Here is a 15,023-nt window from a genome sequence, read left to right on the forward strand (position 1 = left end):
ACCAAGCTTAGACAAAGGGCTAACATGCCGCTCTGTTTTCGTTGCAGCTCCTCATTTGTCATGTCCAGTCAGCGCATCAAGACCCCCTGTGTCGGCCTCTGTTCCACGGTCTACGGCGACCTGGTGTGCCGCGGTTGCAAGCGCTTTCATCATGAAGTGGTGAACTGGAACCTGTACGGCGAAGAGGAAAAGCGCGCGGTGTTGCTGCGCCTGGAGAGCCTGCTGGTACAGGTGATGGCTGCCAAGCTCGAGGTGTTCGATCCAGCGCTGCTGCGTCAACAGCTCGAGCAGCGGCAGATCCGTTTCGCCCCGCAGCAGTCGCCGTATTGCTGGGCCTACCTGCTGATCGCCCGCGGCGCGCGGCAGATCCAGCAGCTGGATGCCTACGGCATCGTGCTGCTGCCGGAGTTTCGCGACCGCAGCCTTCCCGAACTGCGCGATGCCATCGATCGCGAGTACTTCCTGCTCTCCGAGGCGCACTACCAGCGCTACATCGCGCCGCGCTTCCTGGTGGAGGGCGTGGAGAGTCGGGTCTGATAGCGCCGCCGCTGATGGAGGCGCGAACTCATTCGCGACAGGGTCGCAGATGAATCTGCTTCAGGCCTGTTCCTCGATCAGCTTCTCCAGCTGGTCGCAGATATCGTCCGGCTTGAGCACCAGCACGTCGCTTTCCAGCACGTCCAGCACCACTTCGGCGGTGTTGCCGATCAGTGCGCCGGACAGACCGGTGCGCGCCACGCTGCCGATCACCGTGACCACCGCATCCAGTTGCAGCGCCATCTGCGGAATCAGCAGGTCGGCCGGCCCCTCGGCGATGTGCAGTTGATGGTTGCTCAGGCCGTACTCGTCCTGAAAGCGCTGGCAGGACTCGCGGTATCGCGCGGCGATGGTTTCGCGCAGCTGGAAGGTCGGGTCGGCGGCGGACAGCAGCGGCGCCGGGTGGGCGCTGAGTACGTGCAGTTCGCCCTTGGCCAGGTGGGCGACATCGTGGGCATGGCAGACGATGCTGGCATGCAGGGTGCGATGCTCGGGGTCGTCGTTGCCCACGTCCACCGCCGCCAGCACATTGCCGCCGGTCCACGGACGGTCGGTCTTGACCAGCAGCACCGGGCAGGGGCAGTAGCGCAGCAGTTTCCAGTCGTCCGGGGTGAGCAGGGCCTTCTTCAGCGGGTTGTCCGGGTAGTGCTGCTTGATTACCAGGCCGCAGCCTTCGGCCTGCTGGGCGGCGATGATGGTCTGGTGGGAGCTCTCCTGCCAGTCCTGGCGGGTCGAGACGCTGTAGCCTTCCTCGCGCAGGGTGTCGGCGAGCTCGCCGAGCCAGGTTCCGTGATCCTGCTGTCCGTCGCAAACCACCAGGTGGAGCTCGGATTGCGTGGCGCCGGCAATCAGCCGAGCCCGCTTGAGCGCCAGCCCGTCCGGCTGGTCGGGCTCCAGTACTACCAGGATGCTGCGGATCTCTTGCATGGTCGTCTCCCTGTATGGCATTCGACTTCACTCTAGACGCAGAACCGCCACGCGCCGCTTGATATGCGTCAAGCGGCAGACATGCTCGTCTCAGCCAGCGCCCGTATAATGGCCGGCTTTCCAAGACTAGCCGGATTGCCATGTCCCTGCTTCCCGAGATCGAGAGCTTCCTGCTCTGCCCGACCCCCCAGGCCTGGATCGACCAGGCGCTGCAGCATCCCGAGATCCTGCTGATCGATCATGCCAATTGCGAGAAGAAGGCTGCCAGTACGGCGCTGACTCTGCTGTATCGCTACGTCGAGAAGGAGGACCTGCAATACAAGCTGTCACGCCTGGCGCGCGAGGAGCTGCGTCATTTCGAGCAGGTCGCCGAACTGATGAAGAAGCGTGGCGTGGCCTACCGGCCGGTCAGCGCTTCGCAGTATGCCCAGCGCCTGCACGCGCACATCCGCAAGCACGAGCCGGGCAAGCTGGTGGACACCCTGATCGTCGGCGCCTACATCGAAGCGCGCTCCTGCGAGCGCTTCTACCGGCTGGCGCCCTATCTGGACGAGGAGCTGGGCAAGTTTTACATCTCGCTGCTCAAGTCCGAGGCGCGCCACTATCAGGACTACCTGAAGATGGCTCAGCAGTATGCCGGCGAACCCATCGACGAGCGGGTGGCGTTCTTCGCCGAGATCGAACGCGAGGCGATCCTCACGCCGGACAAGGAGTTCCGCTTCCACAGCGGCGCAGCGGCCTGAGTCCCGGCGCTGTTCAGTTGTTGAGGGCCAGCGCAGGGCCGAGATAGGTATTGGCCTGCAGGATGTCATCCTCGCCGAGCAGGCCCACGGCGGCGGCCAGCTGCAGGCGGGCCTGCAGGTAGCGCAGCTTGGCTTCGAGCAGGTCGCGGCGTGCGATGTACACTTGTTCCTCGGCATTGAGGATGTCGAGGTTGGTGCTGGAACCGGCGAGAAAGCTCTTGCGCGCCGAGTCCTGGGCCCGCTCGCTGGAAGCCACCGCCCGCTCCAGTGCGCGGATGCGCGTCTCGCCGCTCTTCACGCCGCGAAACTCGCGAGTGGTGACCGAGAGCACTTCCTCGCGGGTGGCGTTCAGCTCCTCGCCGGCCTGTTCGCGGCTGGCGACGGCCTGGCGCACGCGGGCGCTGACCCCGCCACCGGCGTACAGCGGCATGTTCAGCTCCACGCCGGCCGAGGCATAGCGGTTCTGCTGGTCTATGGTGGAGACCGAGTCGCTGTCGCTGTCGGTATAGCCCAGCACCAGATCCAGGGTCGGCCAGTGCCCGCCTTTGGCCCGGTTGACTTCCTCTGCCGCCAGCCCGTGATTGAACTGCTGGGCGCGCAGGCTCGGGTTGTTGGCTTTGGCCTGGCTCAGCCAGTCCTGCAGGCTGGCGGGCTGCAGGACTGGTGTCGGGAAGTCCTGGCGCAGGGTGGCGAGGTTTTCCGGCACCTGGCCGATGATCTCCTGCAGCCGGCGCAGGGCGACGACCTGGTGGTCCTGCGCCTCGATCAGCTCGGCCTGGGCCAGGTCGCGCCGTGCGGTCGCCTGGTCGACGTCGGTGATGGTGCCGTCGCCCAGGTCGAAGCGTCGCTGCGTCGCGGCGACCTGCTGCTCGAAGGCCTTGAGCTTGGCCGTTGCCAGGTCGATGGTCTCGCGGGTCAGCAGTACGTCGAAATAACGGCCGGTCAGGGTCACCGCCACCTGCTGCGTCGTGGCGTCGAACACCGCCTCGCTGTAGTCGGCGCGTTGCTTGCCCTGGCGGTACTCGGCGAACTTCTCCCGGTTGTACAGCGGCTGGCGCAGACGCACGATGTAGGCTTCCGCGTCGTAGTCGAGGTCGCTCTCGACATTGCGGCCGAAAAAATCCTTCTCTTCGCGCGTGCCGTCCACCCGACTGCGGCTGGCGCTGGCACTGAGTTGCGGCAGCAGGCCGGCCCGGCCGATGGCGCGGTTCTCCAGTCCGGCGTCACGCTCGTGCACCGCGGCGCGATAGGTGGGGCCCTGGGCTTGCAGGAGTTCCCAGGCTTGCTGCAGATCGAGGGCGCTGGCGGGCAGGCTGGCCAAGCCGGCCAGGCAGGCGAGGGCGAGACGAACGGCCATTCATTGCTCCTTGAAGGCACTGTCGATGCGAGCCAGCAGCGGTTTGAGCAGGTAGCTCAACAGGTTGCGCTCCCCCGTCTTGATGATCACCGTGGCTGGCATCCCGGCACGGATCTGGTTGTTGCCGAGCATCTCCATGCCTTCTTCGGTGACCTCGACCTGGGCCAGGTAGTAGGGCTCCTTGCTGGCTTCATCTATCAGCCGGTCGGCCGCGATGGTGAGCACACGGCCGGGAATATTCGGCGTCTGGGCATGGTTGAAGGCGGGGAAGGTGATATCCACCGGCAGGCCCGGCGCCATCTTGTCGATGGCCTGCACCGGGATCATGGCGTCCACCTGCAGTGGCTCGTCGCCGGGCACCACGCTCATGAGCTCCGCGCCCGGCTGGATCACGCCGCCGATAGTGGAAACGTTGAGACCGAGCACCACGCCGTCGATCGGCGAGCGGATTACCGTGTGCGCCACCTCGTAGTCCAGAGAACGCAGGCGGTCGGCCAGGGCGGTGACCTCCTTCTGCGCCTCGGTCAGCTGCGACTGCACCTCCTTCTGATAATCCTGCTCGAGCTGCAGGATGCGCAGCTTGAGCTCGGCGATCTGGTTGTGGGTGCGGCCGATATCGGCCACGCTCTGCGCCCGCTGGGCGTTCAGGTCGGCGGCACTGCGCTCTAGTTCGAGCATGCGGTTGCGCGCGACGTAGCCCTCGGCGGCGAGGTTGCGCACGCCGTCCAGTTCCTGGGCGAGGAAGCTGATCTGCGCGCTGCGTGCCGCCTGTACCTGGCGCAGGCCCTTGAGCTGCTCCTCGGCGCCGCGAATGTTCTCGCGCAGGATGCCGGCCTCGCCGGTCAGGGCCGCGCGGCGGGTGGTGAACAGGCGCTGCTGCAGGGTGGTCGCTTCCTGCAGGCGCGGGTCGCCGGCGAAGCGGGTGAGCAACTCGGGGTCGAAGGTCACCTTGTCCAGGTCGTCCCGCTCGGCCTGCAGGCGATTCTCCACGGTTCGCGCCACGATGTACTGGGCGCTGACCACGCCCTGCTCGGCGATGGCACGGGTCTGGTCGAGCTCGATCAGCGGCTGGTCGCGCTTCACCCGGTCGCCTTCGCGGACCAGGATGGTGCCGACGGTGCCGCCGCTCAGGTGCTGAATGGTCTTGCGGTTGTCGGTGACGTTGACCGTGGCATTGGCTACCACCCCGGCATCCAGTGGCGCCAGGCTGGCCCAGAGCAGGAAGCCGCCAAAGCCGACGACTACCAGCCACACTCCCCAGCGGCGTGGGCGGCCATCGTCGACGTCGATCACCCGCTCACTGCCCGGCAGCGCCAGGCTTTTGTGTTCTCCCCCCAGATCCGACATGACTCGTCACTCCTTGGTCTTGACCGACGTGAGGGGGGCCGCGCTGGCCTGGCGCAGGGCGGCAAACACCTCGTCGCGGTTGCCGAACATGTTCACCGTGCCTTCGCGCAGCAGCAGGATCTTGTCGACGATGTTCAGCACCGTCGGCCGGTGCGAGATCAGCACCAGGGTCTTGCCGCGCCGCTTCAGGTCGCTCAGGGCCTGGATCAAGGCAGCCTCGCCGACATCGTCGAGGCTCGAATTCGGCTCGTCGAGGACGATCAACGACGGATCGCCGTACAGTGCGCGGGCCAGGGCGACGCGCTGTTTCTGCCCGCCGGACAGCGCCCCGCCGTCGGCGCTCAGGCGGGTGTCGTAACCCTGCGGCAGGCGCAGGATCATCTCGTGCACGCCGGCCTGGCGGGCGGCCTGGATCACCGCGTCGCCGTCTACTTCACCGAAGCGGGCGATGTTCTCGGCGATGGTGCCCTCGAACAGCTCGACATCCTGCGGCAGGTAGCCCAGCCAGGGGCCGAGCTCCTCCTTGTTCCACTGGAACACGTCGGCGCCGTCCAGGCGTACCTTGCCGGCCTGGGCCGGCCAGATGCCGACCAGCAGGCGGGCAAGGGTCGACTTGCCTGAGGCGGACGGGCCGATCACGCCCAGCGCTTCGCCGGGCGACAGGTTGAAGCTGATGGCGCGCAGGATCGGCAGGTTGGTGCCCGGTGCATTGGCGAAGGCGCCTTCCACGCTGAGTATTCCGGTGGGCTTGGGCAGCGGCATCGACTCCTTGCGTGCCGGGAAGTCCTGCAGCAGGGCTGACAGCCGTGCCCACGCCGTGCGGCTGGACAGCAGCTGCTTCCAGGTCGCGATCGCCTGCTCGACCGGCGCCAGGGCGCGACCGCCAAGAATGGAGCAGGCGATCATCATTCCCGGGGTGATCTCGCCCTGGATCGCCAGTAGCGCGCCGGCACCGAGAATCAGCGACTGCAGGGTGATGCGCACGAAGCGCGTCAGGCCGGTGATCCAGGCGGCTCGGTCGGAGGCCAGACTCTGCAGTTCGAGGATCCGCAGGTGATTGCCGAACCAGCGCTGGCGGATGGCCGGCAGCATGCCCATGGCCTCGATGACCTCGGCGTTGCGCAGGTTGTTGTTGGCATAGGCGGCGGAGGTCATGGCTGCCTGGTTGGCCTCGGCCAGCGGTTTGCGCGTGCTGGTCTCGGTCAGCCAGGCGAGGCCGACCAGCAGCAGAGAGCCGATCAGGGTAATGACCCCGAGCAGGGGGTGAACCAGGGAGATCACCACCAGATAGATGGGCGTCCATGGCGCGTCGAAGAAGGCGAACAAGCCGTTGCCGGTGAGGAACTGGCGCACCTGGGACAGGTCCTGCAGGGCCTGAGAGGGGTTGCCGCCAGCGCGGCGCAAATTGCGCTCGAAGGCAGCGGTGAACACGCGCTGGTTAAGCATCATGTCGAGTCGGTTGCCGACGCGGATCAGCACGCTGGAGCGCACCATCTCCAGCATTCCCATCAAAATGTAAAGGCCGACCACCAGTAGGGTCAGCATCAGCAGGGTGGTGACATTACTGCTGACCAGGGCGCGGTCGTAGACCTGCAGCATGTACACCGCCGGCGTCAGCATCAGCAAATTGATCACCCCGCTGAAGGCGGCCAGGGCGTAAAAGGTCCGACGCAGGCGGAACAGTGTCTCAGCTAGCTCGGAGCGGGGGGATGACAACAGATCCATTGAGATCCTCCGGTACTGCAGGTGGCTGAGTGGCCGTGCAAAAGCACCCTGGATCTCGCGCAGGGGCAAATAAAGATTCCTCACAAGGTATAGATGGACTTCGAGGCTTCCGCTATGCAGAGGTTTGTCCCGGTGCAGGGCTGGAGTGGCCGAGGAGCATGGCCTGGCAGGCCTGTGGCAGCTCTGGCGAGGGTCTCAGCTCAGCGGGAAAGGCGCCAGGTGATAGCCCTGGGCGTCGACTTCCAGCGCCCAGCCCTGCTGGTCCCAGTCGCCGAGGACGATGCGTTGGCCATGCTGGCCGTCGACCAGCAGCTTGTGCACGGCGGGGCGGTGAGTGTGGCCGTGGATCAGGGTGCGCACGTCGCGCTCGGCCATGATCTGCGGCACCACCTCGGGGGTGACGTCGATGATCTCGGCGGACTTCTCGCGGGTGCGCAGGCGGCTGGCGTCGCGCAGCTTGCGCGCCAGCTTGTGGCGGGTAGCCAGCGGCAGGTTGCGCAGCAGCCACAGGGAGAAGGGGTTGCGCAGGCGTTTGCGCAGGCGCTGGTAGCTCTCGTCGCGGGTGCACAGGCTGTCGCCATGCAACAGCAGCACCGGCTCACCGTACAGCTCGACTACGCTGCCTTCCCTGAGCAGGGTGCAGCCGGCCGCGCGACAGAAGCCCTTGCCGATCAGGAAGTCGCGGTTGCCGTGCATCAGGTAGATGCGCGTGCCGCTATCGCTCAGGCGGAGCAGGGCGGCGGCAATGGCGCGCTGGAACTCGTCCATGCCGTCGTCGCCGACCCACACTTCGAAGAAGTCGCCGAGGATGTACAGCGCCTCGGCACCCGCGGCGCGGGTGTCGAGGAAATGCAGGAACGCCCGGACGATGTCCGGGCGTTCCGCTTCGAGATGCAGGTCCGAGATGAACAGGACGCTCATCGAATCACTCGGCGACGACTTCGGCCTTCTCGATGATCACGTCTTCCAGCGGCACGTCGCCGTGGCCGGAGCGGTTGCCGGTGGCCACTGCCTTGATCTTGTTGACCACGTCCATGCCTTCGACCACTTCGCCGAACACGGCGTAGCCCCAGCCCTGGGAGTTCTTGGCGGTGTGGTCGAGGAAGCTGTTGTCGGACACGTTGATGAAAAACTGCGCGCTGGCCGAGTGCGGGTCCATGGTGCGGGCCATGGCGACGGTGCCGACCTTGTTGGACAGGCCGTTGTCAGCCTCGTTCTTGATCGGTGCGCGGGTCGGCTTCTGCTTCATGCCCGGCTCGAAACCGCCGCCCTGGATCATGAAGTTGCCGATCACGCGGTGGAAGATGGTGTTGTCGTAGTGGCCTTCTTTCACGTACTGCTCGAAGTTGGCCGCGGTTTCCGGGGCCTTGTCGGCGAACAGTTGCAGGGTGATGACGCCGTGGTTGGTGTGCAGCTTGATCATGAAGAAATTCCGCTGAATGGTGAGGGGGCCCGGACGTCACCGATCGGCGTTGTTGCTGCCGGGTGTCTGTCAGGGGCTTGACGGGTTCGCTATCATAAGCGCTTTGCATTGGCCGGCCTACCCTGGCCGGCGCCGACATGTTCAAGGATCCCATGAGCAAGCCCGAGACTTCCGCCGCTGCCGCGAACTTCCTCCGCCCGATCGTCCAGGCCGACCTGGAAGCCGGCAAGCACGCCAAGATCATCACCCGCTTCCCGCCGGAGCCCAACGGCTACCTGCATATCGGCCATGCCAAGTCGATCTGCCTGAACTTCGGCTTGGCCAAGGAATTCGGCGGCGAGTGCAACCTGCGCTTCGACGACACCAACCCGGCCAAGGAAGACCAGGAATACATTGACGCGATCAAGGCGGACGTTGAGTGGCTGGGCTTCCAGTGGGCCGGCGAGGAGCGTTACGCCTCCAACTACTTCGACCAGCTGTACGACTGGGCCGTGCACCTGATCAAGGCCGGCAAGGCCTACGTCTGCGACTTGTCGCCGGACGAGGCACGTGCCTACCGCGGCAACCTGACCGAGGCGGGCAAGAACAGCCCGTTCCGCGAGCGCAATGTCGAGGAGAACCTCGACCTGTTCGCGCGCATGAAGGCCGGCGAATTCCCCGACGGCGCCCGCGCGCTGCGCGCCAAGATCGACATGGCGTCGCCGAACATGAACCTGCGCGACCCGATCCTCTATCGCATCCGTCACGCCCATCACCACCAGACCGGCGACAAGTGGTGCATCTACCCGAGCTACGACTTCACCCACGGCCAGTCGGACGCCATCGAGGGGGTCACCCACTCGATCTGCACCCTGGAGTTCGAGGATCACCGCCCGCTGTACGAGTGGTTCCTGGCCAACCTGCCGGTGCCGGCGCAGCCGCGCCAGTACGAATTCGCCCGTCTCAACCTGAACTACACCATCACCAGCAAGCGCAAGCTCAAGCAGCTGGTCGATGAAGGTCACGTCAATGGCTGGGACGATCCGCGCATGTCGACCCTGAGCGGCTACCGTCGCCGCGGCTACACCCCGGGCTCGATCCGCCACTTCTGCGACCTGATCGGCGTCAACCGCGCCGGCGGTCTGGTGGATATCGGCATGCTGGAATTCGCCATCCGCGAGGACCTCGACGCCAACGCCGCGCGCGCCATGTGCGTGCTCAAGCCGCTCAAGGTGGTGATCACCAACTACCCGGAAGGCCAGGTCGAGAACCTCGAGCTGCCGCGCCATCCCAAGCAGGACATGGGCGTGCGCGTGCTGCCGTTCTCCCGCGAGATCTTCATCGATGCCAGCGATTTCGAGGAAGTGCCGCCGGCGGGCTACAAGCGCCTGATCCCCGGCGGCGAAGTGCGCCTGCGCGGCAGCTACGTGATCCGCGCCGACGAGGCGATCAAGGATGCCGAAGGCAATATCGTCGAGCTGCGCTGCAGCTACGACGAGAACACCCTGGGCAAGAACCCGGAAGGCCGCAAGGTCAAGGGCGTGATCCACTGGGTGCCAGCCGCCGAGAGCGTGGAGTGCGAGGTGCGTCTGTACGATCGCCTGTTCCGCTCGGCCAGCCCGGAGAAGGCGGATGAGGAGGGCGGCAGCTTCCTCGACAACATCAATCCGGAGTCGCTGGTGGTGCTCAAGGGTTGCCGCGCCGAGCCGTCGCTGGCCAATGCACAGCCGGAAGAGCGCTTCCAGTTCGAGCGCGAAGGCTACTTCTGCGCCGACTCCAAGGACAGTCAGCCGGGCGCGCCGGTGTTCAATCGCACTGTTACCCTGCGCGACTCCTGGGGGGCTTGATTCATGGCGCTGTCGATCTACAACACTCTGAGCAAGACGAAGGAAGCCTTCACGCCACTGGTGGACAATCAGGTCCGCATGTACGTGTGCGGCATGACCGTGTACGACTTCTGCCACATCGGCCATGCACGGGTGATGGTGGCGTTCGACGTGGTCACCCGCTGGCTGCGCCATCGCGGCTACGACGTGACCTACGTGCGCAACATCACCGACATCGACGACAAGATCATCAAGCGCGCCAACGAGAGCGGCGAGTCGTTCCAGGATCTAGTCGGACGGATGATCGCCGCCATGCATGAGGACGAGGCGCGCCTCAACGTGCTGCGTCCGGACCTCGAGCCGCGCGCCACCGACTATATCGCCGGCATGCACGCGATGATCCAGACCCTGATCGACAAGGGCTTCGCCTATGCCCCAGGCAACGGCGACGTCTACTACCGGGTCGGCAAGTTCGAGGGCTACGGCAAGCTCTCAAGGCGCAAGATCGAGGACCTGAAGATCGGCGCGCGCATCGAGGTCGACGAGGCCAAGGAAGATCCGCTCGACTTCGTGTTGTGGAAGGGCGCCAAGCCGGGCGAGCCGAGCTGGGAGTCGCCTTGGGGCCCCGGGAGGCCGGGCTGGCACATCGAGTGCTCGGTGATGTCCACCTGCTGCCTGGGCGAGACCTTCGACATCCACGGCGGCGGCCCGGACCTGGTGTTCCCCCACCACGAGAACGAGATCGCGCAGAGCGAGGCGGCCACCGGCAAGCTGTACGCCAACGCCTGGATGCACGCCGGCGCGGTGCGCGTCGACGGCGAGAAGATGTCCAAGAGCCTCGGCAACTTCTTCACCATCCGCGAGGTGCTGGAGAAGTACCACCCCGAGGTGGTGCGCTACCTGCTGGTATCCAGCCACTACCGCAGCCCGATCAACTACTCCGAGGACAGCCTGCGCGAGGCCAAGGGCGCGCTTGAGCGCTTCTACAACGGCCTCAAGGGACTGCCGGACGCTAAGCCTGCCGGTGGCGAGGAGTTCGTCGCCCGTTTCGGCGCGGCGATGGACGACGACTTCAATTCGCCGGAAGCCTGCGCGGTGCTGTTCGAGATGATCCGCGAGGTCAACCGCCTGCGCGAGTCGGATCTCGCCGCTGCCGCCGCGCTGGCTGCGCGCCTCAAGGAGCTGGCCGGCGTGCTCGGCGTGCTGCAGCTCGACCCCGACGCCTTCCTGCAGGCCGGTGCCGAGGGCAAGGTCGACGCCGCCGAGGTGGAAGCGCTGATTGCCGCGCGGCTACAGGCGCGTGCCGAGAAGAACTGGGCCGAGTCCGACCGCATCCGCGACCAGCTCACCGCCATGGGTGTGGTGCTGGAAGACGGCAAGGGTGGCACCACCTGGCGTCTGGCTGAGTAAGTCGTTCCGATGTGCCGAAAGGGGCTGCCGCGAGGCGGCCCTTTTTGTTGGTGGAGCGGAAAGGGTGGGGATCAGCCCTGCGCTGCCGCGCTGTTCTCTTCGTGGATCTTGAGCATCTGCTCCAGCTCGCTGCGGATCAGCGCATCGTCGCAACCCGGCAGGTATTCCCGCAGCTTGCGGATCACCCACTGCTGGCCCTTGTCGACGAACAGCAGACGCTCCTCCAGTGACTCGATGGCCATGGCCTTGTCGTAGAAGTCGCCGGTTTCACGGTTGGGCTCCAGGCCCAGATGCCTGAGGCAGGTCAGCAGGTGCAGACAGCTGTCGCCTTCACCCTTGAGGACCTGCTGCAGCAGGTCGCGCTGTTTCGGGTCGCTGGCCTGGCGCAGACTTTCGCCGGCAACCTTGGCGCCTGCGCGTTCGGCGCTGAGCAGAGTCTGCAGCAGTGCGGCCTCGTCTTCGGTGCTGAGGGTGCGGTGGGCTGAGTCGTTCATGGCGGGGCTCCTGGGTTCTGGCGGGGTGCCGGGGTTGGCGGCGTGTCCTGCCGGACAGGGTAGCCGGTTTGCTGCGGTGGCGGGCTTTCCGTGTTCACGTTCGCTGCTGTTGCAGAAGAGGGGGCCGCCAGGGTTGCGGCTGGTCGATCGGGCTTGGGAGAGAAATTGCAGGCACAAAAAAGCCCCGCATTGCGGGGCTCTTTTTAAATACGCTTGACCTTAGTCTACGCGTACTTCTTCAGCCTGCATGCCTTTCTGGCCTTTGGCTGCAACGAAGCTTACCTTCTGGCCTTCGGACAGGCTCTTGAAGCCGTCGCTCTGAATGGCGCGGAAGTGAACGAACAGGTCAGCGCTGCCGTCAGCCGGGGTGATGAAGCCGAAGCCTTTTTCATCGTTGAACCACTTGACGGTACCGGTTTGGCGATTGGACATGGTGTATCTCCAGGGTGTAAGGGTAGGGTGACTCTGGTGGTCATAATGAATGACCAGAGTTACTACTGAGTTGCGATAGCAAGTGGAGCCGAGGAGATGAAACGATCGAAATCAGAACACCAAGTCGCGAATCACGGTGACAATTGCAGCACAGCGAGGCCACCTTACACTGTTTTCCCGGGGAGTACAGGTTTATTTTCGGTTTTCTTCCTGCAAGCAACACCGCGTGGCGCGGTAATAACACCCTTTCCTATGGGGTCCTGCGGGGCGTGATGCACGACGCAAGTAGGTCAGTGGCGACTGGTGCCTAGGCGATACTGAAGGGCGTGGGAGCTTGTGCGGCGGGGCTGAGCGACATCCATTACCGAGATTGAGGGCATACAGTCGTCGAATATCACCACTACAGGGAGCTAACCAGATGCCCACCGTCTACCGCCAGGCAGGCGCCAGAGAGAGAGCGGCCAGCGTCTGAGACGAGCAGTAGCATAGGCCCATCGAGATCGTTCGGCTGCCCGAAGCGACGGCTGGGAATGCGCGAGCGCAGTCTCTCGCCCGGCTCGCTGGCGAGGAACTCCTGGTTGAGATCGGTGGCGATGTAGCCTGGCAGCAGGGCATTGGCGCGGATGTTGTAGCGCGCCAGCTCCAGCGCCATGGCCTTGGTGGCTTGGATCACTCCGGCTTTGGAGATGGCATAGGGTGCGACGCCCCCGGCAACCCGCGCACCGAGGATGGAGGCGATATTGACGATGCAGCCCCCCTTGCCAGCGGCCACCAGCCGCCGTGCGCCCTCGGTTGCGACCAGCCAGCCGCCCTTGAGGTTGGTATCGAGCACGTTGTCCCAGTCGTCCTCACTCTGCTCGAGCATGGGCTTGCTGACACTGACGCCGGCATTGTTGACGATGATGTCGGGTACCCCCGCGACCTCGGCGGCCCGGTCGTAGCTGGCGACCACGCTGGCGCTGTCGGTCACGCTCAGTGACAGTGCATGGGCCTTGCCGCCGGTGCTCTCGATCTCGCCCACCAGTTCGCCGAGCCTGTCGGCGCGGCGTGCGGCGACCAGCACCTCGGCACCCATTGCCGCCAGCAGCCTGGCGAAGTGACGGCCGAGGCCGCTGGAGGCGCCGGTCACCAGGGCGATGCGCCCATCCAGGCGGAAGCGGTCGAGAACGGAATCTTTATCCATGGTCTTCTCCATCAAGAGCTGCTCGATGCGTCCCGGCATGCGGCGGGAAAAAGGATGGGAGTAACACCGGGAAAGCGAGGGCGACCAGCCTCTTTCCCGGTGCTGCCCCCATGAACTTGCTGCTTAGCGATGGCCCAGTAGCGGCACAGTGCGCGGTTTGACGCCGATGTACTCGGCGCTTGGGCGGATGATGCGGTTGTTGGCACGCTGCTCGAACACGTGGGCCGCCCAGCCGGTGACCCGCGAGCAGACGAAGATCGGGGTGAACAGCTTGGTCGGGATGTCCATGAAGTTGTAGGCGGACGCGTGGTAGAAGTCGGCGTTCGGGAACAGCTTCTTCTGCTCCCACATGACCTTGTCGATGGCCTCGGAGACCGGGAACAGCACGGTGTCGCCGACTTCCTCGGCGAGCAGTTTCGACCAGACCTTGATCACCTCGTTGCGCGGATCGGACACGCTGTAGATGGCGTGGCCGAAGCCCATGATCTTGTCCTTGCGCGCCAGCATGGCCAGCGTGCCGGCAGTGGCCTCTTCCGGCGAGGCGTACTTCTCAATCATTTCCATCGCCGCCTCGTTGGCGCCACCGTGCAGCGGACCACGCAGGGTGCCGATGGAGGCGGTAACGCACGAGTACAGGTCGGACAGGGTCGAGGCGCACACGCGACCGGCGAAGGTCGAGGCGTTGAACTCGTGCTCTGCATAGAGGATCAGCGACACGTTCATCACCTTGCGGTGCAGTTCGCTGGGCTTCTTGCCGTGCAGCAGGGCGAGGAAGTGGCCACCCAGGTCGGCCTCACCGGTGACGCAGTCGATGCGCACGCCCTGATGGCTGAAGCGGTACCAGTAGCACATGATCGCCGGGAAGGCGGCGAGCAGGCGGTCGGTGATGTCGCGTTGCTCGTCGAAGCTGTGCTCCGGCTCCAGGTTGCCAAGCATCGAGCAGCCGGTGCGTATCACATCCATCGGATGCGCGTCGGCCGGGATGCGCTCGAGCACTTCCTTCAGGGCCTGGGGCAGGTCACGCAGGCCCTGCAGGCGCTGCAGGTAGGCATCCAGCTGGGCGGCGTTGGGCAGCTCGCCGTAGAGCAGCAGGTAGGCGACTTCCTCGAACAGACAGTCCTTGGCCAGCTCGCGGACATCGTAACCGCGATAGGTCAGACCGGCGCCGTCCTTGCCTACGGTGGACAGGGCAGTCTGTCCGGCAATCTGGCCACGCAGGCCAGCGCCGCTCAATACTTTTGCTTCAGCCATGGTGATCACCTCTTGGATTTATTCTGAATAGGGCTGCTACGTTTCGGGGGGGATTTACTCCACCGCCTTGAGCATGTCCTCGATGACCTTCTTGGCGTCGCCGAACACCATCATCGACTTGTCCATGTAGAACAGCTCGTTGTCCAGACCGGCGTAGCCGCTGGCCATCGAGCGCTTGTTGACGATCACGGTGCGCGCCTTGTACGCCTCGAGGATCGGCATGCCGGCGATCGGCGAGTGCGGATCGGTCTTCGCCGCCGGGTTGACCACGTCGTTGGCGCCGAGCACCAGCACCACGTCGGTCTGGCCGAACTCGGCGTTGATGTCGTCCATCTCGAACACCTGCTCGTAGGGCACCTCGGCCTCGGCGAGCAGCACGTTCATGTGCC

Annotated in this window: 15 protein-coding genes; 4 read left to right on the forward strand and 11 right to left on the reverse strand. The window is 65.1% G+C overall.

Annotated elements, in window-relative coordinates; translation table 11 throughout:
- Positions 1–60: 60 nt before the first annotated feature.
- The gene (locus tag BMZ19_RS05845; protein WP_090308249.1) at positions 61–537 is read left to right on the forward strand and encodes a DUF1289 domain-containing protein; all 477 of its coding nucleotides are present in this window, start codon (positions 61–63) and stop codon (positions 535–537) included.
- A 60-nt stretch (positions 538–597) separates the two neighbouring features.
- Here the strand turns inward: BMZ19_RS05845 and BMZ19_RS05850 are convergent, their stop codons facing one another.
- A complete protein-coding gene (locus BMZ19_RS05850) occupies positions 598–1,464 on the reverse strand; it encodes a universal stress protein (RefSeq protein ID WP_090308251.1) in 867 nt (288 codons plus the stop codon).
- 140 nt (positions 1,465–1,604) lie between these two features.
- On the opposite strand from BMZ19_RS05850, the gene BMZ19_RS05855 reads away from it, so the two are divergent.
- A complete protein-coding gene (locus BMZ19_RS05855) occupies positions 1,605–2,207 on the forward strand; it encodes a MiaE family protein (RefSeq protein WP_090308254.1) in 603 nt (200 codons plus the stop codon).
- Positions 2,208–2,220: 13 nt separating this feature from the next.
- Here BMZ19_RS05855 and BMZ19_RS05860 read toward each other — a convergent pair whose 3' ends face one another.
- From BMZ19_RS05860 to BMZ19_RS05880, 5 genes are all read right to left on the reverse strand, one after another.
- Positions 2,221–3,564 carry a TolC family outer membrane protein gene (locus BMZ19_RS05860; protein WP_090308256.1) on the reverse strand — a complete coding sequence of 448 codons (1,344 nt, stop codon included), beginning with the start codon at positions 3,562–3,564 and terminating at the stop codon, positions 2,221–2,223.
- The gene (locus BMZ19_RS05865; RefSeq protein WP_090308259.1) at positions 3,565–4,911 is read right to left on the reverse strand and encodes an HlyD family type I secretion periplasmic adaptor subunit; all 1,347 of its coding nucleotides are present in this window, start codon (positions 4,909–4,911) and stop codon (positions 3,565–3,567) included.
- Between the two features lie 6 nt (positions 4,912–4,917).
- Positions 4,918–6,636 carry a type I secretion system permease/ATPase gene (locus tag BMZ19_RS05870; protein ID WP_090308262.1) on the reverse strand — a complete coding sequence of 573 codons (1,719 nt, stop codon included), beginning with the start codon at positions 6,634–6,636 and terminating at the stop codon, positions 4,918–4,920.
- A gap of 195 nt (positions 6,637–6,831) precedes the next feature.
- Positions 6,832–7,557 (reverse strand): UDP-2,3-diacylglucosamine diphosphatase, encoded by a 726-nt coding sequence (lpxH, locus tag BMZ19_RS05875; protein WP_090308265.1) that lies wholly within the window; start codon positions 7,555–7,557, stop codon positions 6,832–6,834.
- Positions 7,558–7,561: 4 nt separating this feature from the next.
- Positions 7,562–8,059 (reverse strand): peptidylprolyl isomerase, encoded by a 498-nt coding sequence (locus BMZ19_RS05880; RefSeq protein WP_090308268.1) that lies wholly within the window; start codon positions 8,057–8,059, stop codon positions 7,562–7,564.
- Positions 8,060–8,211: 152 nt separating this feature from the next.
- Between BMZ19_RS05880 and BMZ19_RS05885 the strand changes: the two genes are divergently transcribed.
- Both BMZ19_RS05885 and cysS read left to right on the forward strand, forming a co-directional pair.
- Entirely contained in the window at positions 8,212–9,885 is a 1,674-nt protein-coding gene (locus BMZ19_RS05885; RefSeq protein ID WP_090308309.1) for a glutamine--tRNA ligase/YqeY domain fusion protein, read from the forward strand.
- Between the two features lie 3 nt (positions 9,886–9,888).
- The gene (cysS, locus tag BMZ19_RS05890) at positions 9,889–11,274 is read left to right on the forward strand and encodes a cysteine--tRNA ligase (RefSeq protein ID WP_090308271.1); all 1,386 of its coding nucleotides are present in this window, start codon (positions 9,889–9,891) and stop codon (positions 11,272–11,274) included.
- Positions 11,275–11,345: 71 nt separating this feature from the next.
- Here cysS and BMZ19_RS05895 read toward each other — a convergent pair whose 3' ends face one another.
- The 5 genes from BMZ19_RS05895 to BMZ19_RS05915 form a co-directional block, all read right to left on the reverse strand.
- Complete coding sequence (locus BMZ19_RS05895; protein ID WP_090308274.1) at positions 11,346–11,768, reverse strand: DUF6306 domain-containing protein; 423 nt, start codon at positions 11,766–11,768, stop codon at positions 11,346–11,348.
- Positions 11,769–11,987: 219 nt separating this feature from the next.
- Positions 11,988–12,200 carry a cold-shock protein gene (locus BMZ19_RS05900; RefSeq protein ID WP_090308277.1) on the reverse strand — a complete coding sequence of 71 codons (213 nt, stop codon included), beginning with the start codon at positions 12,198–12,200 and terminating at the stop codon, positions 11,988–11,990.
- Between the two features lie 400 nt (positions 12,201–12,600).
- Positions 12,601–13,383, reverse strand: coding sequence for an SDR family NAD(P)-dependent oxidoreductase (locus BMZ19_RS05905; RefSeq protein ID WP_090308313.1), 783 nt, complete (start codon positions 13,381–13,383; stop codon positions 12,601–12,603).
- Between the two features lie 123 nt (positions 13,384–13,506).
- A complete protein-coding gene (gene prpC, locus BMZ19_RS05910; RefSeq protein ID WP_090308280.1) occupies positions 13,507–14,634 on the reverse strand; it encodes a bifunctional 2-methylcitrate synthase/citrate synthase in 1,128 nt (375 codons plus the stop codon).
- Positions 14,635–14,688: 54 nt separating this feature from the next.
- The coding region (locus BMZ19_RS05915; protein ID WP_139214638.1) for an NAD(P)(+) transhydrogenase (Re/Si-specific) subunit beta at positions 14,689–15,023 on the reverse strand (335 nt) is incomplete at its 5' end.

The organism is Pseudomonas linyingensis, from assembly GCF_900109175.1.
GTDB lineage: Bacteria > Pseudomonadota > Gammaproteobacteria > Pseudomonadales > Pseudomonadaceae > Geopseudomonas > Geopseudomonas linyingensis.

Coding starts and splice junctions, on each gene's coding strand:
- BMZ19_RS05845 (WP_090308249.1), top strand. CDS start 61: ATGTCCAGTCAGCGCATCAAGACCCCCTGTGTCGGCCTCTGTTCCACG.
- prpC (WP_090308280.1), bottom strand. CDS start 14,634: ATGGCTGAAGCAAAAGTATTGAGCGGCGCTGGCCTGCGTGGCCAGATT.
- BMZ19_RS05895 (WP_090308274.1), bottom strand. CDS start 11,768: ATGAACGACTCAGCCCACCGCACCCTCAGCACCGAAGACGAGGCCGCA.
- BMZ19_RS05905 (WP_090308313.1), bottom strand. CDS start 13,383: ATGGATAAAGATTCCGTTCTCGACCGCTTCCGCCTGGATGGGCGCATC.
- BMZ19_RS05880 (WP_090308268.1), bottom strand. CDS start 8,059: ATGATCAAGCTGCACACCAACCACGGCGTCATCACCCTGCAACTGTTC.
- lpxH (WP_090308265.1), bottom strand. CDS start 7,557: ATGAGCGTCCTGTTCATCTCGGACCTGCATCTCGAAGCGGAACGCCCG.
- BMZ19_RS05865 (WP_090308259.1), bottom strand. CDS start 4,911: ATGTCGGATCTGGGGGGAGAACACAAAAGCCTGGCGCTGCCGGGCAGT.
- BMZ19_RS05860 (WP_090308256.1), bottom strand. CDS start 3,564: ATGGCCGTTCGTCTCGCCCTCGCCTGCCTGGCCGGCTTGGCCAGCCTG.
- BMZ19_RS05850 (WP_090308251.1), bottom strand. CDS start 1,464: ATGCAAGAGATCCGCAGCATCCTGGTAGTACTGGAGCCCGACCAGCCG.
- cysS (WP_090308271.1), top strand. CDS start 9,889: ATGGCGCTGTCGATCTACAACACTCTGAGCAAGACGAAGGAAGCCTTC.
- BMZ19_RS05885 (WP_090308309.1), top strand. CDS start 8,212: ATGAGCAAGCCCGAGACTTCCGCCGCTGCCGCGAACTTCCTCCGCCCG.
- BMZ19_RS05855 (WP_090308254.1), top strand. CDS start 1,605: ATGTCCCTGCTTCCCGAGATCGAGAGCTTCCTGCTCTGCCCGACCCCC.
- BMZ19_RS05900 (WP_090308277.1), bottom strand. CDS start 12,200: ATGTCCAATCGCCAAACCGGTACCGTCAAGTGGTTCAACGATGAAAAA.
- BMZ19_RS05870 (WP_090308262.1), bottom strand. CDS start 6,636: ATGGATCTGTTGTCATCCCCCCGCTCCGAGCTAGCTGAGACACTGTTC.